We start from the raw sequence: 12,855 nt of genomic DNA, 5'->3' as shown, positions 1-12,855 counted from the left end.
ATATCTGGATTACAAGAGTCCAAATCAATATGAGGCTGACATGGCTAACTTACAAAAAGCGGCTTAACTGGGTTGTGTGATTTTGGTTGACCACGTCACTTCAACACTATTGTTGTTAGCGTCTGTTACAGTAAGTGTATAGGCCACCACAGTCGCGGTGGATACGGAAGGGGCAATAGCAAACGTAGATAGTGCATCGTTGTCATCTACCGGGCGAGCTGCCACTCCGGTGTTTGCCCCATTGTTAGATGTAACGTTGTTACTGCGCTCCCAAGAATAAGTAAGCGGTAGTGCACTGGGAATACTGGTGCTTGCTTCACCATCCAAAATAACCACCTCACCACTGAAAACGCCTTGCGAGAAGCCTGCATCAACCACAGGCAGTGTCTCGGTTTCAGACTGCACTGAGATTGTCACTGTGTCTACGTCTGTTGCGCCTTCGCTATCAGTTACTTCAAGTTGAAAAGTGAGTTCCTGAGACTCGTTAGCGATAGGCGTAGTAATTGTTAAGGTAGAAAGGTTCGTTTCCACCCCCGTAATAACGTTAGTGCCGCTGGTTTGAGACCAAACATAATCGGCAATTTCGCCATCGGACGTAGATGAGTCAGTATCGCTGCTTCCCGTGCCATCAAAAATAATTTCAACGCCGCCTGGGAAAGTATTCGCTGGCAGACCTTCCCACGCAGGCACATCAATACTTGCTTCCGGCGCTATGTTTACCGGCGCAACAGTAATTACCGTGAAGTCACTAGCCGTATTACCGCTTTGATCGTTTACCGAGACGGTAAGCGTGTATTCAGTGGCGCTATTAACTAACGGTGCGACGAAGCTCGCTGCAGAAGCGCTGGTGTCTTCATGTGTAATGGTCAGCGATGGAGACGCGCTCCAGTTGTACGTATACGTGCCATCACCACCACTCACTTGTGCACTTAGTGAATAGGTCACGCCTTCCGTTACGGTAGCGTTAGCGCCTGCATTAACAACTAAGTTGCCATTGCCAGATCCCCCACCACTAGAGTCACCATCTCCGCCTCCGCCACCACCGCAGGCTGCTAGAATGAAAGCACCACCAATAACTGCAAGCCCGCGTATTACGGTGCGAGGAAGGTAGCTTGAAAATGAAGACGAACTTGATTGCATACGTACTCCCATCGCACTCTGTGCTGCTGTTCTATGCTCAGTGCGAGTAAAAACTTGATGTAGATAGAACCGCAAGATAAACAATACACTCTCACGGATTACACGTAGCGGTTATAAGAAGGTTTTCTTTGCTCTATCTGATTGTGAGCTTGCTTCTTGCGCTTCAGACACCGTTACTTGTAGCGCTTCTAGCTGCTTTTTACCTACCGCTACATCAGTCATGTCGTAAATCATCATACTGATAAAATCCACCTTACCCGTCGCAGAAGTAAGAGGAGAAAGTGTGATGTTTTGGTACATGAATGACTCACTACCTGTAATCGGCCGGTAGTTTGGAAACTTGAACAAATAAGGGCGTTGTTCCCATGTCATAAAGGCACGGGTTTTTAGGTCGAAAACGGGCTTAGCTTTCTTAATAAACCAGTCTTGTTTGATTGCGGGAAATAACGAAAATAACGTTTTGTTTCTTACTTCACTCGGCAAAAGCCCACTGTGACTTTCCATAAAACCGTTCCACACTTGCACGGTGAAGTTGCGGTCTAGTACGACAATGCCAACGTCTACCGTTTGTAGCATGTCCATCATCCAGTGAAATTCTTGTAACTCATCTAAATGCTGGCTCATTAAAAATCCTCCAACAAGTGGGCGAGTTTAGAATTCATCATTTTCATAGACTCTTCCGTGAACAACAAAATCAAATCACACTGAACATTGTAGCCTTCCAAGCCATAGCTAAGCTCAATCGCCAAGGTTCGCTTCCACTTTATTTGGTTCATGCTGATAATTTCAGTGATGGCACGATGTTGACCAAGTACAATGGGGTGACCTTGGCTGAAGTTAATGTCCATTTGATGGGCCAGCCCTGTTAAACAGGTTCCAATCAAAATACTCGCAGCATCCATAAGCAGCTCTAACTGAAGCTGATCATCAACTTCGCCTTCTACATTGAGTATTTTAGCCACGTCGTCAAAGCTTGAGTCGCTCAAAATACACAACGCCTCACCACTAACTCCTGGCCCTAAGAAGCCTTGGCATACAGCGGTAACTTGCTCATGGCTCTCAATATCAGAAAGCATCATGTGAAGTTCAGACACTTCAATTAAATTAACGTTGGGAATAGGCAGTTCAACAAACACGTTCATGGTGCGGGCTAAATGATCCCCCGCTTGCCCCATGGCTATGTTAGTGATTTCTTGGTAACAATCGCGGATTTCAGGGTCTAACGGTGAAACTTCTTCCGGCTCTTCCTCTTCAACATGAAGAATGTTGAATTTATCTAGTACCTCGGCCAGCTTCTTAGGATCCACCGGCTTTCGAATAAAGTCCAAAGCGCCAAGCGATGTCACTCTTTCATGAGCTTCAGGCTGAATATCACCAGACACAACAATAACTTTGGTTTTAAGACCTTGTTTCTGAATTGCTTCTAATGTGCCGTACCCATCTAAAACGGGCATATTAAGGTCGAGCAATAGAAGATCGCCCTTTCCTTCAGCGAGAGCCGATAGAGCATCTTGACCATTCTTCGCAAAATGTACGGCCACTTCCCAATCTTGAGGAAGGCATTTAGCCACTTGCTTGCGCGCAACTAACGAGTCGTCACATACGAGTACAGAAAACATTAAGTTCTTTTACCACCTAGCTTTTGAAACCAGCTACCGCCGGTATTTTCTAGCAATTTCAATTGTATCGGCACAACTACTGTGAACTGAAGTAACGATTTGAGTTAACTTACACTTTGCTGTAACCCGGTTACTTTTTGTTTGAATAGATACCATGTATATAGTGATACGAAACACCTCACTAAGAAATAGCACTTTTGGGGAATATTGCCAGCACGTTTTTACTCACAAACATCAGCGCGCGTTGATTCTTTGCTACGCGTTTTTCCAGCAGCTTGTGCACCTTTTAGTCAAGGCGGGTGATTGCAGGTCTGGTCAGGCTAAATCACAACTAATAGATAGAACGCCAAGTTACGAAAAAAGCTCTCAAACAAAGAAACCAAAAATGACAGGTAGTGCCAACGCAGTAAATATACCATTTACACAAAGGCCTAGAGTCGCCATCGCCGCCACGTCTTCCCCCATTTGAATAGCTTTGGCTGTACCAATTGCGTGGGCCACCGTGCCCATAGCAATACCTTGCGCCTGACGATTTTGTACATTGAGGACCGCAAACACACCAGTAGCCACAATGGCTCCAACTACACCCGTCACAATGACAAAAACGGCAGCCAATGCGGGAATGCCGCCAACCTGCGCACTCGACTCCATAGCAAGGGGCGTGGTGATTGATTTAGCTAACATGGTAATTTGTATTGCACGCGGTGCATCAAGTGCAAACAAAGTAAGCCACGCGGTGAAAGGCGCGAGTATGCCACCAAAAGCAATACTCGCCATTAACCGCCAGCCGTAGTGCTTTAGCTTTTGCCATTGTCTGTAAATGGGTAATGCTAATGCCACAGTGATAGGCCCTAGCAACCAATGCAACAAAGAAGCCGCCTGTTGATACTCAGTAACCCCTGTTTCAGTTAAATAAAGGCCAGCTGACACAATCAGCGCGGTAACGACAATGGGATGCGCTAGCGGGTGACCTTTGCATTTTTTGTTCACCCAAAGAGCAATAATGTAGCCAATTATTGAAACGCTAAGCCACAATAACCCCGTTAAGCTAAATGCTTGATGTAGAGCCTCCTTCATTCTTGCTTTCCACCCTTGCTTGCCACATCTGAGCCGCTGCCGCTTTTGCTATTAAACAATTGCTGTGAAAACCAAGCGGTTATCCCTAAACTTATCGAGGTCGTTACAATAATCGCGATAGCAATGGCAAGTGCATTGGACTGAATGTCAGCCCAATAAATAGATACGCCAAGTACGGCTGGAATAAACAGTAAGGACATATGCTTCAAGGGAAAAGTAACAAAGCGCGCCGTGTGAACCTCAAGCTGAGGAAAAAGAAAAAGCATCGCGAGTAAAAGGAATAAGCCCATTAATGGCCCTGGTATAGGAAGGGTACTCACACTAACGACAACTAGCCCAAGATAATAAGCAGCAAACACTAAAACTGCGCCCACTATCATGTTTCTTACATCTCGCACTATCGCTCCTTATTAGGCCTTGCAGGTCCTAGTACTTATTCCCAAAATTCAGTAAGTAAGTGTAACGATAAGCGAGTTAGACCACCAGCAGTACCATGGTCGTATAGTAGAATGTTGCACTGAAATGCGCTTTGACGTTCAGTCTGTCAGCCAAAACTGATAGTAATACTTGTGAGTAATCTTGAACGCTTCGCCACCTTGCATGACAACTCGCTGCTGATTGAGTTTTTGCTCCAGGTGCGCGATATGTTTTGCGTTGACCGCCACAGAGCGGTTACAGCGTTTAAAATTCTGCTCTCCCAAACGCTTAAGTAATTCACACAAAGTTGTGCGGACAACGTAGCTTTCTGATAGCGTTTGAACACACATGTAGTCACCTGCAGCTTCAATCCATTTAATCTCTGCTGGATTTAAACAACACCACCCGTTTTCAGCGCGTATCCCTACAACATTTGGCTGAACACTTTTGTTCAATTGCTGGCGCAATGTAGCTAAAAGCGCAGGTTCAGACACCCCATATTGTTCACAAAGTCCCTTTACCAGCATATTGAATTGAAAGTCCCGTTCATAAAAATGGTACTTGGTTTTGACATGCTCAATAGCGTTTAATACTTGGGATTCTTCAAGTGGTGATTTAACAAATCCTGACGCGTTGTGAGAAAAGGCTAACAGCGCTTCTTCGTCTTTATTTCCTACTGCAAGCCAATACCTTGATGCAAGGTTTCGACTTGACTGTGAGACTGAATAGAAACCGATGGACTGAGGATATTTCTCTGCTAACGCAAGACAATGGCCTACCGATTGAGCGCCATAAACGTGACTGAATACGTCTAGCTTTTCTAGCATTTCGCAAAGTGAGTTTTGCATAGAAACAGAGTGTAAAAAAACCAGTGCGATCATCTGCGATCCCTTGCAAGTGCAAGCAGTAATAGCTGTCAGTGTTATCTATCCCAGTCTTAATAAGTGATGGGATGTAGACAGCGAAAAGTAAAAATAAGCGAAAAAGGGGCTATAAGCTGCATAGCCCAATCGCCAGGGTAGAAAACTCTTCATTAGCGTTTTGCTGTTAGTACACTAGGGCTAGCATTAATGCGACGAGCAATCAGTTGTGCGTTTTTAGATGCATTATGAGTAAGTGCAAAAGTAAGCATGTCTTGCCCGTTGCACACTAATCCTTCATGGATATATCGCATTTTAAAACCCGTCGCTTTCACGGCGCGATGCAATCGCAAACGGCTATCGCTTTTTACCGCTTCACACACTGCAATTAAGTTTTTTTCTACATGCTTGGGATACGGGGCGGCATTCGCTACTGTTGCAGTAAGCGACAAGGTTATTCCTAGTAAAGCAAGTTGGGTAACACGGCGTGACATAAACATAACAAGTTCCTCTGATAATATTCGGCAACGCGGTGACTACCTCTTTTGTCCCCGCACCATTAAATTAGTGAAACTTTGTAAAATTCACGCTATAAAAACGTTAAAGCACCGCTATTTGAGACGTTGCGACAAGTACACAAAAGCTAAGGTTTAATAATCGGTCTAAACTGTTATTAGTCGTACTTAACACACACTTTGCAACATTCTTATAAATGCATACATTGCAAAGTGGAAAATCATAAGCAAATACTCTTGCCCGCCTAGCGGTGCAGACAATAATCTAATTTCTTAACACGTATTCAAGGAAGAGCCATGTTAGAACAGCAACAGTACCACCTTATTAGAGAGTATATGCAGCCTGGTGACATCATCGCATTTGGTGGCAATAGCTTATTTTCTCGTTGGACCAAACTCACGACACGCTCTGCGGTAACGCATGTGGCAATAGTTATGCAAACGAAGATGCGCGATGAAGATTCTAATCGATATTTTAATCAAGTCATGGAAGCAACATCGTATAAGGGAAAGCGAGGGGTAATGACCAATAGACTAAGTGAGCGTGTAGCATCTTATGACGGTGATATTTGGTGGCTGCCCTTGTCTAGCGCGTCAAGAAGTATCTTTGAGCAAAACAAGCGAGACTTTTTTAACTTCATGTTTGAACAAGACGGGAAACCTTACGACGTGCTACAGCTATTCGGCTCAGCAGTGGACGCGATTGATGAACATCCCCTGTTCGGCAGCATAAGCTACAATCAAGAAGACTTTAATAGCTGGTTCTGTTCAGAGTTAATTGCTGAGGGGTTGGAGACTGCAGGTGTTGTAAGTGGCGTAAATGCATCGGAAGTCACGCCAGTGGACATCTGCCGGTTTAACATTTTCAAAAAGCGTTACGTACAGCTTAAAGGAAAAGGAAGGGTAATTGGAGGGTTCAATTCACTCAAGGCAGATAACTGGGGCCAGATTGCCTAACCCCATTAATTAAAAACACATCTACCCCAATATGGGGTAAGGTGAGTTTTAGAAAATACTGTCTTGGTGAATCTTAATAAACATGCTCGTCCCAATTTTAGAGTAATCGATTTTATACTCTTTCCCATTTAGGGTTTGTACGAACAATAATGTTTTTTCGTCGCCAAACACATCGCTAGTAGTTACATCTACTAGTTCCATGTCCATCATCTTGGCATCGCGCTTGTTTTCAGGCACTTTGCCTTCGTACTGCTTAATACCTTTATAAGTAACAAGAATTGGCGGATGTTCATCACCATTGATCACCAATAGATCTAATTTTCTTATTTTATGAATGATGGTATTTCGACCACTTGTAATGAAGGGTTTTTCAGTCATTCTCATCTCCGCGACCGCTCACCTGCTTTATAGTTATTAACAAAGAATGTAAGTGATTGAGTTTATCACGATGTTAACAATCAGCACATAAGCATTTGGTTGATATATGTGTGCAAAGTATAAACATAAATTACACAAAATGAGCAATAAATCGCTAATTTTTGCGTGTAGTGTGTGTTTTTACAAATTGCTCGTCGGTTAAACTGCGCAAAAATGCAACCAACGCCGCCTTTTCATCTTCAGAAATCGCAAAGCCTTTTATGAACGGACTGCGGTAAGGGTTAGGGCTTTCAGCCAGATTTCCCCCACGAGCATAAAACTCAATGACTTCATCAAGTGTGGCAATACTGCCATCATGCATGTAGGGCGCAGTAAGGGCTATATTGCGCAAAGTAGGTGCTCTAAACTTCCCCATGTCTTGTTTATTGTGAGTAACGATGTAAAGCCCCATGTCCGATTCCGGATAACTGCCCTTCCCATCTTCATTATACAGGCCAGTGTAGTGGAAAGGCTGAGCAGCAAAAGGTTGAAAACTATGCTTAGACGATTGAGTGAAGTTCAGACCTCCGTGGCAGTGAAAGCACTCAGTGCGCTCTGAAAAAAACAGATTCAAACCTTCAAGCTGCTGGGCGGTTAGTGCATCGTCATCTTGAGCGTAAGCGTAGTTATCAAAAGCACTGTTAAACGACACTAAACTTCTTACGTAGCTAGCAAGCGCCTTTACAATATTGTTTAAACTGGGGGTATCATCACCATAAGCCGCTTCAAAAAGCGCTCGATATTCGCTGCCCTCAAAGCGCTTTAATATACGCTTTTCATTTCCCGTAACGCCCATTTCCACAGGATGTTCATTAAAAAGCGGGATCATCAGCTGCTTTTCTATACTTTCTAAATTGTTATGCGCCCAAGTGAAGGATGCATTATAAGCCACGTTTACTAGCGCTAATGCGTTACGGTTTAGCGCGTCTCCATTCGCGCCTACTGAAACCGTCTTAGGTTCAGAGAAAGCATGCTCTGGTTCATGGCAGCTGCTGCATGAAACCGTGTTGTTAGCACTTAAGCCCTTATCAAAGAAAAGCTTCTCTCCCAAAATTACGCTTTCTTCGGTCACAGGATTGTCTGCGGGAACGGGAGGCGGTGGAATATTGTGAGGCAAATTCCAAGTGTAAGGCGTGGGCGATTTACTGCACGCTCCTAAAATCATTACAACAAGCGCGATAATTGCCGCCTTGAAAGCGAGCAGAGCTCGCCTTCTAGTGCAAATTAAAAGTGCCGCTACTGCCACTTAATCCAAGGCCTGTGCACTAAATTCTGAATAAGCTTTTTACAGGGCTCAGTTTCAGGAGACTCGAACATACAACTTGGCGCTTCGTTTATATCAACTTGCGCGACAATGTTAGACACCGATACTTCCAAATCTAAATCAGTATCAAGCTGGGTCATCGGCAGAATAAACTCCACCCGGTTTGTGAAAGCACACGATTTTTCAGGTGGCCTGACTGCTGATTCAGAATCGCAACCCACGCTACCTAAATGATAAGACCATTTGCGTGTTTCCTCTGAGCCTTTAGACACATCCAGTCGCAAAAACTTATGACCGTTTTGCCAGCTCCAAAACATTGTACTGTCATTCAATGGCGAAGGCTGTGTAAGCGGGTTAGCGTGATTATCGTCGAAGGGAAGACCCATAGTGAAGCGCAAGTTTGTGGACAGCTTTAAAAGCTCTTCCGATACATCTAATACAATTTTGCTATTGGCATCATCAGGGTTGTTGCACTTATTGTGAAACTTTAACAATGCTATATTCGGCGTCTGCCATTGGGTTTGTTTAAACTCTACCCGCTGCCACTTACCATCAATGCGCACTTCTGGCTTGCTAAGGTAAAAACCGAAGTAATCTATATTCCATCGCTGTTGTCCAATACTCATGATCATTGGACATGCCCCCGTATCGACTCCCACCAACTTAAACGGGATTTCACCAGGCTCTCTTCCTTTGAGGTTAATGGCATCACAGCCGGTTAACGACACTAGCGCCGCAAAGAGTAACGAAGGCATGACACTCATGCGAAAAGGCATTTTCATTTACGTATGTACTTCCTTTGGATATCTGGTAGTTTTTTATACAAACTACCTTTTTCTAATTACACACTTGCGCGGACGACAAGATGAATGCATTCCCATTAACGCTAATAGTGGTGCTTTTAGCATTTGTGAGTCAAGGTGCACAAGCACACACCGACCATGACAAAGCGCGTTTTGTTGCCGAAGACGGCGTGGACGCGGGCAAGTGTGACAACCGTTTCAGGCCCTGTAAAACGTTAAGCTATGCCGTGCGACAGGCCAATGAAGGCGACAAAATTTTTGTTGCTGAAGGCCAATATTATTTCGACAACGCTCAGCATGCACAAGTTCTAAACGACAGTCTTTTACCCGTATTAGGAGGCTTTTCTCGTGAAGATCATTACCAGGCACAGAAGCCTGCCTTGCACAAAACTACACTAGTTAATGTGCCTACCTATTTATCAGAAGCCCTTTATGAAAAAGGGTTCGACAGTATAACTGACGGAAAAGCCGCTTCTTCCTTCAAGCACAGGCATCATCGCACATGGTCCTTAGTACCGAAGTCAGTGCAAATGAAGCTTCCACAGATGGAACGGCTGCCGGCTTCCCATGCAGTAATATGCCTTTGTTCACGATGAGTTGGACGAGCGACACTTCAGCTTAAATACCCGGGTTATGATTTTTGATATTCCATCACTCACAACACCTATGCTTGCCAGCATTTGGACCAGTGACAACGGCACTATCGATCACAACGGCTACGTAAGAGGTAGACGCTACTATATGTCTAACTATGAGCGTGGCTTAACGGTATTAGACATTTCAGATCCTACCGCACCTGTAGAAGCTGGCTTTTTCGACACCTACCCTACTTTTAACAGCACCAGCGACACCGTTACTGTTACAGTAAACTACAGCTTAGTGAACAAAAATAAAGCAAACAGATCTTAAAGCTACCAGCGAGGCGTGACAAGGCAGATAAAACTGCTTATACTTGCGCTCGCTTGTGGCTGTTATGCATAGCAAATTGCAATAAAAAACTGCACAGCACATCTCAAAATGGCCCCATAGCTCAGTTGGTTAGAGCATCCGACTCATAATCGGCAGGTCCCCTGTTCAAGTCAGGGTGGGGCCACCATTTTACAGCCTCAAGCGATAGTAACTACCAACCATGTTTTTCTGTGCTACATATGTGCTACAGTTTCTAACTGCCCACAATGTTTATACGCTTAGCCTCAACTGCTTTCCGTTAACTAATTTCGAAGTTCCTCTCCAAGTAACCGTTCACCAGGGCCCTATTGACAGTTAGTAATATTTATTTTCAATGATCGTGGGGATCCTATTGATTGATACCGCCAGTCTGTCAGAGTGGTTTCATGCCACGTAAAAAGCAGCAAACAAAGCCACCCGTCGCTACTAATCTCGATGATGCCAATGAGCTCATTAGTACACTCTGGGACAGGCTAAATGACCTCGAAGACCGACTGAATCAAAACAGTCGTAACTCGTCGCGCCCGCGTAACCGTTCACCAGACGTGGCCGATATTTAGTTTTGACTGAATTATTTACTCTAAAGCGGACATTAACGCCTTGCTCACCGGCGGAGTAAGTTGGCGTGTGTTTTTGCGTTTTTTTTGCAAAAATCGCGACAGCTTACGGAGTCCGCGTGCAGCAACTTGTTAGCCGTATTTTTGAAACTAAGGTGATGTAAGTTCCTTCATAATGGTTTTATCTGGTTTCACCTTAAATGGCTTGCCAACATTTGGATATACAACAATTCTTAATGTCGATAGTGAATACTTATGGAGATATTGTTTCTTAAAGTTCTGTAGCCAATTTATATTACCATTATTAATTTTTAAGAACATGCTCGCTGTTTCATTTTCACCAAGCTTACATGGAAATCCCGAGGATTTATTGAGGTCAATATATTTATGCCCAATGCCAATATTCGTTTTTTTAAACAGCCCTACTTGAAATGAAATGCACATAGGACTATTTAAAAATACTGTTCTATATCCAGTATTTGTGACATTTATTGCTAAATACTCCTCATCAGCTCCATCTTCATTAAAAATAAAAATTCCAGAAGAAACAGCTAGAGCAATTTTTCGTGTTGAATATGAAATATATAGCGAAACACCAACAGCCAGAAATGTCCCTATGGCTGAGAACCAAGGGGCAAAGGTATTAATAAACTTCCATTCTTCTATAGTTATACACATAGTCAATTTAATACGTTGTTGAAGTACAATTGACACCACCATACGTCCCATTACAGTTAGTGTATGTCGTTTTGGGTGTGTTCTTTCGTATATTGTCCCCCAGTTCTTTTAATGATTGATTAATGCTATTCCAAGCTTCTTGATTCCTCTCAGCCTCGGCTTGTTTTTGTTTAGCAATCAATAACTCATGTTGGCGCTGCTGCTCTCTTTTTTGTTGCTTTAGAATGTTTATTTGTGCTAATTTTTCATCTATTTTTATCTTAATCTCAGATGAGTCATTGCATATATCCTTGTATTCTTTATCATCCATAAAATCAACTGACTTTGATTCTTTACAAATCTGATTCATGTATTGTTTTTTTACTTTTAGAGCATATTTCTGTGCATTAAGAGCTTTTACCCCAGCATCATTTATTTCACTTTGTACTGAACCTATTTTTAGAAAGTAGCTGTTAGGTAACTGTACTCGCCTTATCATACTGCCATCGCTCATTTCACCTGAAGCTGTTGCGCCAGATTTTGGTGTGGAAAACCCAAAGCCATTTGCCTTTCCCTTATAGTTCATATAGAAATTATATTTATTTTTATCAAACTCATTATTCGACATATCATAAAGAACATAAGAAAAATTCGGATATTGTTTATACTGGAGAATATTGTCGTTAAATGGTGACTTCATAGTGATTAACCTATATGGCATTTCCTTGGAACCAAAAAAACCATATTGATAGTTAATATCAAAATTGAAATTATCTTCATTAATTGTTGTTTCAACAAAATACCTATTATTAATATCACCCTCTTGAGTTTTGTTATCTAGGTGGTATGTTTGAATAAAATATTCCGGCTCTTCTTCTTTACCTTTATATATTGCCAAAGCCTCCGCATTTAAAACAGTTGCTCGCTCAAACTCTCTGCCTAAGCCGTTGGCATATCCATTTTTACAGTCCCCATCCCAATATACTTTATAATCAGGATCTAGAGTTCTGTCATCACCTTTTGAAACACCAACATATACCTTACAGGGTGTCTTTTTATTTGCAGGTTGAACCCATTTAATTTCTGATTGATCAGAAAAATCACTTTTTAACTGTTCATATTCAGCTAAATATTCTTTTTCATACTTGAATGCTTCTTCATCACTAATGAGCGGTAATTTGGGCCTGGAAGAACACCCGGAAATTAATATAAAGCATATTAAGAGAGCAAAGTTACTTCTAATTGTCATGATGGACTCCATTGTTGAATTAAGCACTGAACGGCTAACAATTTAATAAGGCGCAAATTGCGCGTTTTTCTACCGAGCTGCCGCTCGTTTTTATCCATATTGCCATGATTACCAAGTTTGTTAAAGACGATGCAGACGTAACCGTTCACCAGGGCCCTATTGACAGGCAGCTTTAAAGTCGTTGAGCAGAGGATAGGTGGTTTTATTCAGCGTCGCAGCAAGTATTGCCCGGATCCATTTCAGAGGATTCAACTTTTGTTTTCGGCAGGTTTCTATGATGGTGAGTATACGTTGTCTGAACAGTTCGCCCCGATGTGACCACACGCCATAGCTGCCTTTTCGCCACAGCACATAGCTTCGTAATGAACGCTCGGC

General features: G+C 43.0%; 15 protein-coding genes, 1 tRNA gene and 2 pseudogenes. 5 read left to right on the top strand and 13 right to left on the bottom strand.

All coding sequences use genetic code 11. The annotated features are described in order from the left end of the window. Positions 1-63: 63 nt before the first annotated feature. From MHM99_RS19765 to MHM99_RS19735, 7 genes are all read right to left on the bottom strand, one after another. Positions 64-1,140: a hypothetical protein gene (locus MHM99_RS19765; protein WP_239220364.1), complete on the bottom strand. Its 1,077-nt coding sequence runs from the start codon at positions 1,138-1,140 to the stop codon at positions 64-66. A gap of 111 nt (positions 1,141-1,251) precedes the next feature. Continuing rightward, positions 1,252-1,764 carry a PAS domain-containing protein gene (locus MHM99_RS19760; RefSeq protein WP_014975810.1) on the bottom strand — a complete coding sequence of 171 codons (513 nt, stop codon included), beginning with the start codon at positions 1,762-1,764 and terminating at the stop codon, positions 1,252-1,254. Further along, a complete protein-coding gene (locus MHM99_RS19755) occupies positions 1,764-2,759 on the bottom strand; it encodes a response regulator (RefSeq protein WP_014975809.1) in 996 nt (331 codons plus the stop codon). The genes MHM99_RS19760 and MHM99_RS19755 overlap by 1 nt, the downstream gene beginning before the upstream one ends. A gap of 366 nt (positions 2,760-3,125) precedes the next feature. Beyond that, a complete protein-coding gene (locus MHM99_RS19750; protein ID WP_014978487.1) occupies positions 3,126-3,836 on the bottom strand; it encodes an LrgB family protein in 711 nt (236 codons plus the stop codon). Then, on the bottom strand, positions 3,833-4,234 hold the full coding sequence (locus tag MHM99_RS19745) for a CidA/LrgA family protein (RefSeq protein ID WP_239220363.1): 402 nt from the start codon (positions 4,232-4,234) through the stop codon (positions 3,833-3,835). The genes MHM99_RS19750 and MHM99_RS19745 overlap by 4 nt, the downstream gene beginning before the upstream one ends. A gap of 138 nt (positions 4,235-4,372) precedes the next feature. Beyond that, a complete protein-coding gene (locus tag MHM99_RS19740; RefSeq protein ID WP_061484920.1) occupies positions 4,373-5,134 on the bottom strand; it encodes a LytTR family DNA-binding domain-containing protein in 762 nt (253 codons plus the stop codon). A 152-nt stretch (positions 5,135-5,286) separates the two neighbouring features. Continuing rightward, positions 5,287-5,613, bottom strand: a complete 327-nt coding sequence (locus MHM99_RS19735; protein WP_014948465.1) for a DUF3718 domain-containing protein — start codon at positions 5,611-5,613, stop codon at positions 5,287-5,289. A gap of 312 nt (positions 5,614-5,925) precedes the next feature. Between MHM99_RS19735 and MHM99_RS19730 the strand changes: the two genes are divergently transcribed. Beyond that, positions 5,926-6,585 carry a hypothetical protein gene (locus MHM99_RS19730; RefSeq protein WP_239220362.1) on the top strand — a complete coding sequence of 220 codons (660 nt, stop codon included), beginning with the start codon at positions 5,926-5,928 and terminating at the stop codon, positions 6,583-6,585. Positions 6,586-6,633: 48 nt separating this feature from the next. On the opposite strand, the gene MHM99_RS19725 is transcribed toward MHM99_RS19730, so the two are convergent. The 3 genes from MHM99_RS19725 to MHM99_RS19715 form a co-directional block, all read right to left on the bottom strand. Then, positions 6,634-6,963, bottom strand: coding sequence for a hypothetical protein (locus tag MHM99_RS19725; protein WP_014948463.1), 330 nt, complete (start codon positions 6,961-6,963; stop codon positions 6,634-6,636). A gap of 154 nt (positions 6,964-7,117) precedes the next feature. Then, a complete protein-coding gene (locus MHM99_RS19720) occupies positions 7,118-8,167 on the bottom strand; it encodes an MbnH family di-heme enzyme (RefSeq protein ID WP_239220361.1) in 1,050 nt (349 codons plus the stop codon). Positions 8,168-8,238: 71 nt separating this feature from the next. Next, the gene (locus MHM99_RS19715; RefSeq protein WP_239220360.1) at positions 8,239-9,048 is read right to left on the bottom strand and encodes an MbnP family copper-binding protein; all 810 of its coding nucleotides are present in this window, start codon (positions 9,046-9,048) and stop codon (positions 8,239-8,241) included. Between the two features lie 83 nt (positions 9,049-9,131). Between MHM99_RS19715 and MHM99_RS19710 the strand changes: the two genes are divergently transcribed. The 4 genes and pseudogenes from MHM99_RS19710 to MHM99_RS19695 all read left to right on the top strand — a co-directional run. Further along, positions 9,132-9,665: a hypothetical protein gene (locus MHM99_RS19710; RefSeq protein ID WP_239220359.1), complete on the top strand. Its 534-nt coding sequence runs from the start codon at positions 9,132-9,134 to the stop codon at positions 9,663-9,665. A gap of 37 nt (positions 9,666-9,702) precedes the next feature. After that, positions 9,703-9,978 carry a hypothetical protein gene (locus MHM99_RS19705; protein ID WP_239220358.1) on the top strand — a complete coding sequence of 92 codons (276 nt, stop codon included), beginning with the start codon at positions 9,703-9,705 and terminating at the stop codon, positions 9,976-9,978. Positions 9,979-10,088: 110 nt separating this feature from the next. Next, positions 10,089-10,165 (top strand) — tRNA-Ile (locus MHM99_RS19700). A 238-nt stretch (positions 10,166-10,403) separates the two neighbouring features. Further along, positions 10,404-10,541, top strand: a pseudogene (locus tag MHM99_RS19695) (DUF6444 domain-containing protein); the annotation flags it as partial. Between the two features lie 183 nt (positions 10,542-10,724). Here MHM99_RS19695 and MHM99_RS19690 read toward each other — a convergent pair. From MHM99_RS19690 to MHM99_RS19680, 3 genes and pseudogenes are all read right to left on the bottom strand, one after another. Next, complete coding sequence (locus tag MHM99_RS19690) at positions 10,725-11,288, bottom strand: hypothetical protein (RefSeq protein WP_155661510.1); 564 nt, start codon at positions 11,286-11,288, stop codon at positions 10,725-10,727. Continuing rightward, positions 11,260-12,480, bottom strand: a complete 1,221-nt coding sequence (locus MHM99_RS19685; RefSeq protein WP_239220357.1) for a hypothetical protein — start codon at positions 12,478-12,480, stop codon at positions 11,260-11,262. Before MHM99_RS19685 ends, MHM99_RS19690 begins: the two co-directional genes overlap by 29 nt. Before the next feature lie 156 nt (positions 12,481-12,636). After that, positions 12,637-12,855: pseudogene (locus tag MHM99_RS19680) on the bottom strand (IS66 family transposase); the annotation flags it as partial.

The organism is Alteromonas sp. MmMcT2-2 (assembly GCF_022348305.1).
GTDB lineage: Bacteria > Pseudomonadota > Gammaproteobacteria > Enterobacterales > Alteromonadaceae > Alteromonas > Alteromonas macleodii.
Note: the sequence above shows the minus strand (reverse complement) of the source record. Positions and strands in the feature narration are given on the sequence as shown.

Bases quoted from the DNA above. Each gene is read 5' to 3' on its own strand.
- MHM99_RS19765 (WP_239220364.1), bottom strand. From the start codon at position 1,140: ATGCAATCAAGTTCGTCTTCATTTTCAAGCTACCTTCCTCGCACCGTA.
- MHM99_RS19760 (WP_014975810.1), bottom strand. From the start codon at position 1,764: ATGAGCCAGCATTTAGATGAGTTACAAGAATTTCACTGGATGATGGAC.
- MHM99_RS19755 (WP_014975809.1), bottom strand. From the start codon at position 2,759: ATGTTTTCTGTACTCGTATGTGACGACTCGTTAGTTGCGCGCAAGCAA.
- MHM99_RS19750 (WP_014978487.1), bottom strand. From the start codon at position 3,836: ATGAAGGAGGCTCTACATCAAGCATTTAGCTTAACGGGGTTATTGTGG.
- MHM99_RS19740 (WP_061484920.1), bottom strand. From the start codon at position 5,134: ATGATCGCACTGGTTTTTTTACACTCTGTTTCTATGCAAAACTCACTT.
- MHM99_RS19735 (WP_014948465.1), bottom strand. From the start codon at position 5,613: ATGTTTATGTCACGCCGTGTTACCCAACTTGCTTTACTAGGAATAACC.
- MHM99_RS19730 (WP_239220362.1), top strand. From the start codon at position 5,926: ATGTTAGAACAGCAACAGTACCACCTTATTAGAGAGTATATGCAGCCT.
- MHM99_RS19725 (WP_014948463.1), bottom strand. From the start codon at position 6,963: ATGACTGAAAAACCCTTCATTACAAGTGGTCGAAATACCATCATTCAT.
- MHM99_RS19720 (WP_239220361.1), bottom strand. From the start codon at position 8,167: ATGATTTTAGGAGCGTGCAGTAAATCGCCCACGCCTTACACTTGGAAT.
- MHM99_RS19715 (WP_239220360.1), bottom strand. From the start codon at position 9,048: ATGAAAATGCCTTTTCGCATGAGTGTCATGCCTTCGTTACTCTTTGCG.
- MHM99_RS19710 (WP_239220359.1), top strand. From the start codon at position 9,132: ATGAATGCATTCCCATTAACGCTAATAGTGGTGCTTTTAGCATTTGTG.
- MHM99_RS19705 (WP_239220358.1), top strand. From the start codon at position 9,703: ATGATTTTTGATATTCCATCACTCACAACACCTATGCTTGCCAGCATT.
- MHM99_RS19685 (WP_239220357.1), bottom strand. From the start codon at position 12,480: ATGACAATTAGAAGTAACTTTGCTCTCTTAATATGCTTTATATTAATT.